The 10,358-nt window shown below is 71.1% G+C and carries 12 protein-coding genes; 4 read left to right on the forward strand and 8 right to left on the reverse strand.

Going from position 1 to position 10,358, the window contains the following annotated elements; translation table 11 throughout:
* The 8 genes from hisF to hisD form a co-directional block, all read right to left on the reverse strand.
* Nucleotides 1-804: imidazole glycerol phosphate synthase subunit HisF (gene hisF, locus ABZ070_RS32025; protein WP_356638999.1), on the reverse strand; the 804-nt coding region annotated here is incomplete at its 3' end.
* Entirely contained in the window at nt 801-1,214 is a 414-nt protein-coding gene (locus ABZ070_RS32030) for a RidA family protein (protein WP_356639001.1), read from the reverse strand. The genes hisF and ABZ070_RS32030, both read right to left, overlap by 4 nt.
* Nucleotides 1,211-1,936 (reverse strand): bifunctional 1-(5-phosphoribosyl)-5-((5-phosphoribosylamino)methylideneamino)imidazole-4-carboxamide isomerase/phosphoribosylanthranilate isomerase PriA, encoded by a 726-nt coding sequence (priA, locus tag ABZ070_RS32035; RefSeq protein ID WP_356639003.1) that lies wholly within the window; start codon nt 1,934-1,936, stop codon nt 1,211-1,213. Before priA ends, ABZ070_RS32030 begins: the two co-directional genes overlap by 4 nt.
* On the reverse strand, nt 1,936-2,586 hold the full coding sequence (gene hisH / locus ABZ070_RS32040; RefSeq protein WP_356639005.1) for an imidazole glycerol phosphate synthase subunit HisH: 651 nt from the start codon (nt 2,584-2,586) through the stop codon (nt 1,936-1,938). Before hisH ends, priA begins: the two co-directional genes overlap by 1 nt.
* Nucleotides 2,583-2,750 carry a hypothetical protein gene (locus tag ABZ070_RS32045; protein ID WP_356639007.1) on the reverse strand — a complete coding sequence of 56 codons (168 nt, stop codon included), beginning with the start codon at nt 2,748-2,750 and terminating at the stop codon, nt 2,583-2,585. The genes hisH and ABZ070_RS32045 overlap by 4 nt, the downstream gene beginning before the upstream one ends.
* A gap of 118 nt (nt 2,751-2,868) precedes the next feature.
* Nucleotides 2,869-3,465, reverse strand: a complete 597-nt coding sequence (gene hisB, locus ABZ070_RS32050) for an imidazoleglycerol-phosphate dehydratase HisB (RefSeq protein WP_356639009.1) — start codon at nt 3,463-3,465, stop codon at nt 2,869-2,871.
* Complete coding sequence (locus tag ABZ070_RS32055; RefSeq protein WP_356639021.1) at nt 3,462-4,565, reverse strand: histidinol-phosphate transaminase; 1,104 nt, start codon at nt 4,563-4,565, stop codon at nt 3,462-3,464. Before ABZ070_RS32055 ends, hisB begins: the two co-directional genes overlap by 4 nt.
* Before the next feature lie 5 nt (nt 4,566-4,570).
* Complete coding sequence (gene hisD, locus ABZ070_RS32060) at nt 4,571-5,893, reverse strand: histidinol dehydrogenase (protein WP_356639011.1); 1,323 nt, start codon at nt 5,891-5,893, stop codon at nt 4,571-4,573.
* 203 nt (nt 5,894-6,096) lie between these two features.
* Here hisD and ABZ070_RS32065 point away from each other — a divergent pair, with 203 nt between their 5' ends.
* The 4 genes from ABZ070_RS32065 (at nt 6,097) to ybaK (ending at nt 10,126) form a co-directional block, all read left to right on the forward strand.
* Nucleotides 6,097-7,698, forward strand: coding sequence for an oxidoreductase (locus tag ABZ070_RS32065; RefSeq protein ID WP_356639013.1), 1,602 nt, complete (start codon nt 6,097-6,099; stop codon nt 7,696-7,698).
* Nucleotides 7,699-7,801: 103 nt separating this feature from the next.
* Nucleotides 7,802-8,827: a hypothetical protein gene (locus ABZ070_RS32070; RefSeq protein WP_356639015.1), complete on the forward strand. Its 1,026-nt coding sequence runs from the start codon at nt 7,802-7,804 to the stop codon at nt 8,825-8,827.
* Nucleotides 8,828-8,870: 43 nt separating this feature from the next.
* Nucleotides 8,871-9,611: an LON peptidase substrate-binding domain-containing protein gene (locus ABZ070_RS32075; RefSeq protein WP_356639017.1), complete on the forward strand. Its 741-nt coding sequence runs from the start codon at nt 8,871-8,873 to the stop codon at nt 9,609-9,611.
* A 17-nt stretch (nt 9,612-9,628) separates the two neighbouring features.
* The gene (gene ybaK / locus ABZ070_RS32080; RefSeq protein WP_356639019.1) at nt 9,629-10,126 is read left to right on the forward strand and encodes a Cys-tRNA(Pro) deacylase; all 498 of its coding nucleotides are present in this window, start codon (nt 9,629-9,631) and stop codon (nt 10,124-10,126) included.
* Nucleotides 10,127-10,358: the final 232 nt, after the last annotated feature.

A 10,358-nucleotide genomic window follows, 5' to 3' on the forward strand; every position in this document is an offset into this window, starting at 1 on the left:
AAGAACACCGTCAACACGATGGTGGCGCAGCTGTCCTCGTTCGCCGACCAGGTCACGCGGATGGCGCGGGACGTGGGTACGGAGGGCCGCCTCGGAGATCCGCAGGTCGCCGAAGTGGAACACCGATGCCGCGAGCACCGCGTCCGCGCCCGCCTCGATGGCCGGCGGGAAGTCGGCGAGCCTGCCGGCGCCGCCGGAGGCGATCACCGGGACCGTGACGTGCCTCCGCACGGCGGCGATCATCTCGGTGTCGTAGCCGTCCTTGGTGCCGTCGGCGTCCATGGAGTTGAGCAGGATCTCACCGGCCCCCAACTCGGCGGCCCGGTGCGCCCATTCGACGGCGTCGATGCCGGTGCCCTTGCGGCCCCCGTGCGTGGTGACCTCGAACGTGCCTTCCGGGGTGCGCCGGGCGTCCACGGAGAGCACGAGCACCTGGCGGCCGAACCGCTCGGCGATCTCGCGGATCAGCTCGGGGCGGGCGATGGCCGCGGTGTTGACGCCGACCTTGTCGGCGCCCGCCCGCAGCAGCTTGTCCACGTCCTCGGCGCTGCGCACCCCGCCGCCGACGGTGAGCGGGATGAACACCTGCTCGGCGGTGCGGCGCACCACGTCGTAGGTGGTCTCCCGGTTGCCGGAGGAGGCGGTGATGTCGAGGAAGGTGAGCTCGTCGGCGCCTTCGGCGTCGTAGAGCTTGGCCATCTCGACGGGGTCGCCCGCGTCGCGCAGGTTCTGGAAGTTGACGCCCTTGACGACCCGTCCGTTGTCGACGTCCAGGCAGGGGATCACCCGTACCGCGAGGGTCATGCGGCACCTCCATCGGTTCCGGTCGGCCGGTACGCCTCGACCTCGACCTCGACGACCAGCGAGGGGTCGACGAAACCGGAGACCACGATCATCGACGCGGCCGGCCGGACCGTGCCGAAGATCTCCTTGTGGGCGCGACCGACCTCGTCCGCGTCGCGGGCGTGCGTGATGTACATCCGGGTGCGTACGACGTCCTCGGTGCCGAGCCCGAGTTCCTTCAGCGCTTCGATCGCCACGCCGAAAGCGGTGACGGTCTGCTCGTAGGGGCTGCCCGCGGCGATCTGGCCGCCGACGACCGACGTGCAGCCGGAGACGAGCACCAGGCCGTTCGGCAGCTCGACGGCGCGGGAGTAGCCGAACGACTCCTCCCAGGGGCCGCCCGAGCCGATGCGGCGTACGGAACCACTCATGCGGACACCGCCGCGAGCGCCTCCTCGAGGGTGAACGCCTTGGCGTACAGCGCCTTGCCGACGATGGCGCCCTCGACGCCTTCGGGGACCAGGGACGCGAGTGCGCGCAGGTCGTCGAGGGAGGAGACACCGCCGGAGGCGACGACCGGCCGGTCGGTCGCGGCGCACACGTTCCTCAGCAGCTCCAGATTGGGGCCCTGGAGGGTGCCGTCCTTGGCGATGTCGGTGACGACGTAGCGGGCGCAGCCCTCGGAGTCGAGGCGGGCGAGGGTCTCGTAGAGGTCGCCGCCGTCGCGGGTCCAGCCCCGGCCGCGCAGCGTGGTGCCCCGCACGTCGAGGCCGACGGCGATCTTGTCGCCGTGCTCCGCGATGACCTTGGCGACCCACTCGGGGGTCTCCAGCGCGGCGGTGCCCAGGTTGACGCGGCGGCAGCCGGTGGCGAGCGCGGCCTCCAGGGAGGCGTCGTCGCGGATGCCGCCGGACAGCTCGACCTTGATGTCCATGGCCGCGGCGACCTCGGCGATCAGCGTGCGGTTGTCGCCGGTACCGAAGGCGGCGTCCAGGTCGACGAGGTGGAGCCACTCGGCGCCGGCCCGCTGCCAGGTGAGCGCCGCCTCGAGCGGGGAGCCGTAGGAGGTCTCCGTACCGGACTCGCCGTGGACAAGGCGGACGGCCTGGCCGTCGCGGACGTCGACTGCGGGGAGGAGTTCAAGCTTCGGCATCAGAGCGTCTCGATCCAATTCGTGAGCAGCTGGGCGCCGGCGTCGCCGGACTTCTCGGGGTGGAACTGGGTGGCCCACAGGGCGCCGTTCTCGACGGCGGCGACGAACCGCTCGCCGTGTTCGGCCCAGGTGACCTGGGGTGCACGCATCGCCGGGTTGGTGACCTCGAGGCTCCACTCGTGCACGGCGTAGGAGTGCACGAAGTAGAACCGGGCGTCGGCGTCGAGGCCGGCGAAGAGCTCGCTGCCGGCGGGTGCGTCGACGGTGTTCCAACCCATGTGGGGCACGACGGGCGCCTGGAGCGGGCCGACCGTGCCGGGCCATTCGTCGAGGCCCTGGGTCTCCACGCCGTGCTCGATGCCGCGCTCGAAGAGGATCTGCATACCGACGCAGATGCCCATGACGGGGCGGCCGCCGGAGAGCCTGCGGTCGATGATCCACTCGCCGCGGGCCTTCTTCAGGCCGTCCATGCAGGCGGAGAAGGCGCCCACGCCGGGCACGAGCAGCCCGTCGGCGTTCAGCGCCCTGTCGTAGTCGCGGGTGATCTCGACGTCGGCGCCGACCCGGGCGAGCGCCCGTTCCGCGGAGCGGACGTTGCCGAACCCGTAGTCGAAGACGACGACCTTCTTCTGTGGCATCGCAGTGGTCATCCCCAGATCCCCTGAATCCGCATGACGCCGGCGACCAGACACATCACGGATGCTCCTGCGAGCAGCACGATGGGGCCCTTGGGCATCTTCTGCTTGGAGAACGAGTACACACCGCCGGCGAGGAACAGTCCGACGACGATGAGAATGGTCGAGAGGCCGGTCACCGTGTCTCCTCGTTCTCCCCCAGGGCTGACGCCTGGGTGGTTCCCCCAACTCCGCCCGCGCGGCTCACAGGCGCGGGCATCGTGTCCGTCTGCGGCCCGGTGGCCGCGCGCACGTCGCTCACAGAGCTCCCTTCGTGGAGGGGAGGATGCCGGCCGCGCGCGGGTCGCGCTCCGAGGCGTACCGCAGGGCGCGGGCGAGCGCCTTGAACTGGCACTCCACGATGTGGTGGGCGTTGCGCCCGTACGGGACGTGGATGTGCATGGCGATCTGCGCCTGGGCGACGAACGACTCGAAGATGTGCCGGGTCATGGTCGTGTCGTACTCGCCGATCATCGGCGCCATGTTCTCGGGCTCGGTGTGCACCAGGTACGGGCGGCCCGACAGGTCCACGGTGACCTGGGCGAGGGACTCGTCCAGCGGCACGGTGCAGTTGCCGAAGCGGTAGATGCCCACCTTGTCGCCGAGGGCCTGCTTGAACGCGGCCCCCAGCGCGAGGGCGGTGTCCTCGATGGTGTGGTGGGTGTCGATGTGCAGGTCGCCGTCGGTCTTGACGGTGAGGTCGAACAGACCGTGCCGGCCGAGCTGGTCGAGCATGTGGTCGTAGAAGCCGACGCCGGTGGCGACGTCGACCTTTCCGGTGCCGTCGAGGTCGATCTCGACGAGGACCGAGGTCTCCTTGGTGGTGCGCTCGACCCGTCCTACGCGGCCGCTCATGAACTCTGCTCCTTCTTCAAAGCGCGAACCGCATCGAGGAACGCGTCGTTCTCTTCGGGCGTGCCCGCGGTCACCCGCAGCCATCCCGGTACGCCGTTGTCCCGGACCAGGACGCCCCGGTCGAGGATCTGCTGCCACACCGCGTGGGCGTCGTCGAAGCGGCCGAACTGCACAAAATTGGCGTCGGACTCCGTGACCTCGTAGCCGACTGCCCGCAGCTCCGCGACCAGCCGGTCCCGCTCGGTCTTCAGCTGCTCGACGTACCCGAGCAGCGTATCGGTGTGCTCCAGCGCGGCCAGCGCGGTCGCCTGGGTGACGGCCGACAGGTGGTACGGCAGGCGCACCAGCTGGACGGCGTCCACCACGGCGGGGTGCGCGGCCAGGTAGCCGAGGCGCAGTCCGGCGGCGCCGAAGGCCTTGGACATGGTGCGGGAGATCACCAAATTGGGGCGGCCCTCGATGAGAGGCAACAGTGAGGGCCGGTGGCTGAATTCCACGTACGCCTCGTCGACGACGACAAGGGACGGTTTGGCGGCCTGCGCCGCCTCGTACAGGGCGAGGACCGTCTCGGCGTCGACCGCGGTGCCGGTGGGGTTGTTGGGCGACGTGATGAACACGACGTCCGGGCGGTGCTCCGCGATGGCCGCCCGGGCGGTCGCGGTGTCGATGGTGAAGTCGTCCTTGCGCGGGCCTGAGATCCAGCCGGTGCCGGTGCCCCGCGAGATCAGGCCGTGCATCGAGTACGACGGCTCGAAACCGATCGCGAGGCGGCCGGGCCCGGCGAAGGTCTGCAGCAGCTGCTGGATGACCTCGTTGGAGCCGTTGGCCGCCCAGACTCCCCCGGGCGCGACCTCGTGCCCGGTGGTGCGGGTGAGGTAGCGGGCCAGCTCGGTACGCAGCTCGACCGCGTCCCTGTCGGGGTAGCGGTTGAGCTGCCGGGCGGCGTCGCGCACCCGCTCGGCGATGCGCTCGACGAGCGCCTCCGGCAGCGGGTACGGGTTCTCGTTGGTGTTCAGCCGGACCGGCACGTCGAGCTGGGGCGCACCGTACGGGGACTTGCCGCGCAGTTCGTCGCGGATGGGAAGGTCGTCGATGCCGATGTCGGTCACTGTCCCGGAACCTTCCAGCCGAACCTTGCCTTCATCGCGGCGCCGTGCGCCGGCAGGTCCTCCGCCTCCGCCAGCGTGACCACGTGGTGGGTGATCTCGGCGAGCGCGTCCCGCGTGTAGTCCACGATGTGGATGCCGCGCAGGAACGACTGCACCGACAGGCCGGACGAGTGGCAGGCGCAGCCGCCGGTCGGCAGGACGTGGTTGGACCCGGCGGCGTAGTCACCGAGGGAGACCGGGGCCCAGGGGCCGACAAAGACGGCGCCCGCGTTGCGGACGCGTGCCGCGAGGGCGGCGGCGTCGGCGGTCTGGATCTCCAGGTGCTCGGCGCCGTAGGCGTTGACGACCTTGAGGCCGTCCTCGATGTCGGAGACGAGCACGATGGCAGACTGCCGGCCGGTGAGCGCGGGCTTGATCCGGTCCTCGATGTGCTTGGTCGCGGCGACCTGCGGCTCCAGCTCCCGCTCGACGGCGGCGGCCAGTTCCTCGGAGTCGGTGACCAGCACTGCCGCGGCCAGCGGGTCGTGCTCGGCCTGGCTGATCAGGTCGGCGGCGACGTGCACGGGGTCGGCGGTGGCGTCGGCGAGGACGGCGATCTCCGTCGGTCCGGCCTCCGCGTCGATGCCGATGCGCCCGGTGAAGTAGCGCTTGGCGGCGGCGACCCAGATGTTGCCCGGGCCGGTGACCATGTTCGCGGGGGCGCAGGACTCGGTGCCGTACGCGAACATCGCGACGGCGGTGGCCCCACCGGCCGCGTACACCTCGTCGACGCCCAGCAGGGCGCAGGCGGCGAGGATCGTCGGGTGCGGCAGTCCGCCGAACTCCTGCTGCGCGGGGGACGCGAGCGCGAGCGAGGGCACGCCGGCCTCCTGCGCGGGGACCACGTTCATGATCACCGAGGAGGGGTACACCGACCGGCCGCCGGGTGCGTACAGACCGACCCGGTCGACGGGCACCCACTTCTCGGTCACGGTGCCGCCGGGCACGACCTGGGTGGTGTGGTCCTTGCGGCGCTGGGCGTGGTGGACGATCCGGGCGCGCCGGATCGACTCCTCCAGAGCGGCCCTGACCTCGGGGTCGAGCTCCTCCAGGGCCCTGGCCAGCGCGGCGGCGGGTACCCGCACCTGGTCCAGCTTCACGCCGTCGAATTTCTCCGCGTAGTCGATCAGCGCCGCGTCGCCACGATGATGCACGGCCTCGCAGATCGGCCGCACCTTGTGCAGGGCGGCTTCCACGTCGAACTCGGCACGGGGCAGCAGGTCGCGCAGAGCGCCACCCTCGGGGAGGGCGTCGCCACGCAAATCGATTCGAGAGATCACGTAAGCAATTCTCTCAGACCGTTTCAGGCGTCCGTTTTCCGTATCAGTGGCTGATACAACCCCACCCGCCTCCTGGCCATCACCCCTCATCGAGGCGCAAAAGCGCCACCCCTGTTATCTCGAGTTGACCATCACCACTAGCGTTCAGCCCGTCACTCAGCGGGAAGAACAGCTGTACGAACCAACGAAGCGGAGGGGCGGCAGTGACCGAGCCGCTGGACGACGGGCCTCCGGACGGACTGAGCCCGACCGAGCTGCACATGTGGAACGCCTTCAGGAACGGAAGCACGTACGACCTCAGCGACACCGATCCCCTGCTGAACGATCCTTTCTCCCCGCTGGCCTGGGGACCCGAGCGCAGTGTCCGCGCGTCCATCGTGGCCCGGCTGCTGCTGAGCGGGCCGGCCGCCAGGCCGGGCCGGGTCGCCGCGCTCAAGCTGCGCGGGGTCCTGATCACGGGCACTCTCAAACTTGCCGGCGGCAGCATCGCGCCGTACGTGGAGCTGCACGGCTGCCGCTTCGAGAGCGAGCTGCTGATGCCGGAGGCCCACTTCACCACCGTGCGGATGGTCGGCTGCGCCATCCCCCGGATCGAGGCTGCCCGGCTGCGCACCGAGGGCGACCTGCATCTGCCGCGCTGCCGCGTCGACCACGGCATCCGGCTCACCGACGCCCAGATCGGCACGGACCTGCTGATCAACCAGATCCATGTGCGACCCGACCGCCGCGGCCGGGCGATCACCGCGGACGGCATGTCGGTCGCCCAGGACCTGCAGGCCGAACTGATCGAGACGTACGGCGAGTTCAGTCTGCGCGGGGCGAAGGTCGGGGTCTCGCTCAGCCTGCGGGGCAGCCGGCTGCGGGCGGCGGCCGAGCGCCGCGCCTTGAACGCGCCGCAACTGAGCGTGGAGCGCACGCTCTACATGACGGGCGCGTGGGTGAGCGTGTCCACCGGCAACCAGGGCGCCACTCCCCCGTTCGGGACCGGCGCGTACGGCACCCCCGCGCGCGGCACCCGGCTGCAGCCCTTCGAGTGCCACGGCGGGGTCCGTCTCGACGACGGGCGGTTCGGCGACGCGGTCGACCTCCAGCGGGCCCGGTTCGTGCTGAGCCCGCGCGAGGAGCTGTCGCTGCGCCGGATCGCCACCCCGGAGCTGCGGTTCAACGCGGAGCGCCCCGAGGAGGGCCGGGTCGTGCTGAACGGCGCGAAGGTGGTGACGCTGATCGACCTGGCGGCGAGCTGGCCGGGGCCGGGTGGGCTGGCGATGGGCGGTTTCGTCTACGAGAACCTCGTCCCCTACGAGGAGTTCCCACTGTCCCGGCGGCTCGAGTGGGTCGCCTCCGCCACTCCGGAGTACTCGCCGGAGCCGTACGAGCGCCTCGCGACCGTGCTGCGCAACAGCGGCGAGGACGCGGACGCCCGCGAGGTGCTGCTGGCCAAGCAGCGCCGGCGCCGGGAGACACTGCCGCTGGCCGGAAAGCTGTGGGGCTATCTGCAGGACCTCACGGTGGCCTACGGCTACCGGCCGGGCCGGGCGGCCCTGTGGATGGCGGTCCTGTGGGCGGCCGGCACGATCGCCTTCGCCCAGATCGCTCCGCCAGCGATCAAACCCGGCGAGCATCCGGAGTGGAATCCGGCGCTGTACGCCCTTGATCTGCTCGTACCGGTGATCAATCTCGGCCAGGACGGGCACTGGCGGCTCCAGGGCGGATGGCAATGGGCGGCTGCGGTTCTGGTGCTGCTGGGCTGGATCCTCGCCACCACGGTGGCGGCGGGCGCGTCGCGGTTGCTGCGTCGCGGTTAGGACACTTTCTTTACCGTCTCTTGACTTCGGCCGGGACAACCATTCCGCCGCTACCAAAGCTTCACAGCTGCCCTCTGGCGCGGCGTTCACCTGCGCGTTTTCAATGGTCCGCACCATGTCATTGCTCCGCGCCCTGATCCGTACCGCGCGCATGATCCGTCATACGCCACGGCTCACCGACGGCCTCGTGCCCGACGAGGCGGTACTGCTCGACGCCCCCGACGAGCGGCTCGGTCCGGCCCTCGTGGCGGCCGCCGCCGGGGAGTACGACACCGCCGCGAAGCTCCTCGCGACCACACGGGAATCGGCCGAATGGGAGAACCGCGACCGTTACGTCAAACGACTCGCGGCCTTCGCCCAGAAGCGGGACGAATGGCTCACCGACTGGCTCAGGTCCTCGCCCCGCGACTCCGACGCGCTCGTCGTCAAGGCCGAACTCGCGGTCCGCAGAGCCTGGGAATCGCCGGCGCGGCCTGAACAGCTGCGCGAGATCAGGCCGTTGATCGACGCGGCGGCACAGAGCGAGCCCAACGACCCCGTGCCCTGGCGTATCGCGCTCGACCACGCACGCGGCACGCACGCCACGCACACGGCCTTCGAGTCGCTGTGGGAACAGGCGATCCGCCGCTCCTCGCACCACTACGGCTGCCATGCGGCGGCGCTGAAGTACCTGTCCGCGCAGTGGTACGGGTCGCACCGCGAGTGCTTCGACTTCGCGGAGCAGGCCGCGGCGGACGCGCTGCCCGGCTCGCTGGTACAGGCGCTGCCGGTACGGGCGGCGTTCGCCCAGCTGCTGGGCGGCGAGGCGAGGACGTCCGTGCAGGACGACAGGATCGACGCGGCGGCGGACCTCGCGGTCACGCTCTCCGCCGAATACGAGGCCGCCGACCCGTGGCCGGCCGAGGTGCGCAATCTGCTCGCGTACGTACTGGTCACGCGCGGGCGCTGGGAGGAGGCGCTGGCGCAGTTCCGTCTCATCGGCCCGTACGCGACGTCCTTTCCCTGGTCGTCGGTGACGGAGGACCCGCTGGGCCAGTTCCTCCATGCACGGGACGGCGTACGGATCGAGGTCGCCTCCGGGACGCCACTGCGTGGGCTGGGGCACCTCCCCGCGGCCGCCAGGCCGTAGGGGGAGGACGGGCGCGGTCGCGCGACCATTACTCTTGACCGCTGTGACCACCGCTCGCCTGCCCCTCTTCCCGCTGAACTCGGTGCTGTTCCCGGGCCTCGTGCTGCCCCTGAACGTCTTCGAGGAGCGTTATCGCGCCATGATGCGCGAGCTGTCGAAGGCGGGCGAGGAGGAGCCGCGGCGCTTCGCGGTGGTCGCCATCCGCGACGGACGCGAGGTCGCGCCCACCGCACCCGGCATGCCGGACCAGACCACACTCACGGAACGCGGTCCCGCGGCAGGCTTCGGTCAGGACCCCATCCAGGCCTTCCACCGGGTCGGCTGCATCGCCGACGCGGCGACCATCCGTGAACGCGGGGACGGCAGCTTCGAGGTGCTCGCCACCGGTACGACCCGGGTCAAGCTGCTGTCCGTCGACACCACGGGACCGTTCCTGACGGCCGAGCTCGAGGAAATCCCCGAGGAGCCGGGCGACGGCGCGGGCGCGCTCGCCGAAGGCGTATTGCGGGCCTTCCGCAGCTACCAGAAGCGGCTTGCGGGCGCGCGCGAGCGGTCGCTGTCGACGGGTGCGGAGCTCCCGGACGAACCGTCGGTCGTCTCGTACCTCGTCGCCGCGGCGGCAGTACTCGACACCCCCGCGAAGCAGCGGCTGCTCCAGGCGCCGGACACCGCGACGCGGCTGCGCGAGGAACTCACCCTGCTGCGCGCGGAGACGGCAGTCCTGCGGCATCTGCCGTCGCTGCCGGCGGTCGATCTGACGTGGCGGCCGACGAACCCCAACTGACGCGAGGAACCACTGCCTTGGCGAAGAAGACGAAGAAGCAGTCGAGCGGCACGCCCGCGACGGTGGCCCTCACCTCTGCGGGAACCCCGTTCACGCTGCACGCCTACGAGCACGACCCGTCGTCCGCCTCGTACGGCGAAGAGGCGGCCGAGGCACTCGGCGTCTCCCCCGACCGCGTCTTCAAGACCCTGGTCGCCGACGTCGACGGCGCCCTGACGGTGGCGGTCGTCCCCGTCGCGGGCCAGCTCGACCTCAAGGCCCTCGCCTCCGCCGTCGGCGGCAAGCGCGCGACGATGGCCGACCCGACGGCGGCGGAACGCACAACGGGCTACGTCCGCGGCGGCATCTCACCACTGGGGCAACGCAAGCGACTGCCCACGGTGCTGGACGCGTCGGCGTCGGCACACGAGACCATCTGCGTCTCGGCGGGTCGCCGCGGCCTGGAAGTCGAACTGACCCCCACGGACCTGACGACCCACACAGCGGCCCTCCTGGCACCCATCGCCCGCGCATAGCATCCCCGCCCCGCGAGTACCGCGCCCCACGCGGTGTCCTCAATCGCCGGACGGGCCGCATTCACCCGGCGCGTCGGCATCGGCACACGCGACCATCTAGGTCTCGGCGGGCCGCCGCGGCCCGGAAGTCGAACTGACCCCCGCGGACCCGACAACTCTGCCCGGGACACCGCGCCCCGCGCGGTGTCCCCAATCGCCGGACGGGCCGCATTCACCCGGCGCGGCGGATCGG

The organism is Streptomyces sp. NPDC006283 (assembly GCF_040613325.1).
In the GTDB taxonomy this organism is placed as follows: Bacteria; Actinomycetota; Actinomycetes; order Streptomycetales; family Streptomycetaceae; genus Streptomyces.

Excerpts from the sequence above, each read along its gene's own strand:
- hisH (WP_356639005.1), bottom strand. The coding sequence starts at position 2,586 with ATGACCACTGCGATGCCACAGAAGAAGGTCGTCGTCTTCGACTACGGG.
- ABZ070_RS32030 (WP_356639001.1), bottom strand. The coding sequence starts at position 1,214 with ATGAGTGGTTCCGTACGCCGCATCGGCTCGGGCGGCCCCTGGGAGGAG.
- hisB (WP_356639009.1), bottom strand. The coding sequence starts at position 3,465 with ATGAGCGGCCGCGTAGGACGGGTCGAGCGCACCACCAAGGAGACCTCG.
- priA (WP_356639003.1), bottom strand. The coding sequence starts at position 1,936 with ATGCCGAAGCTTGAACTCCTCCCCGCAGTCGACGTCCGCGACGGCCAG.
- ABZ070_RS32070 (WP_356639015.1), top strand. The coding sequence starts at position 7,802 with ATGGTCCGCACCATGTCATTGCTCCGCGCCCTGATCCGTACCGCGCGC.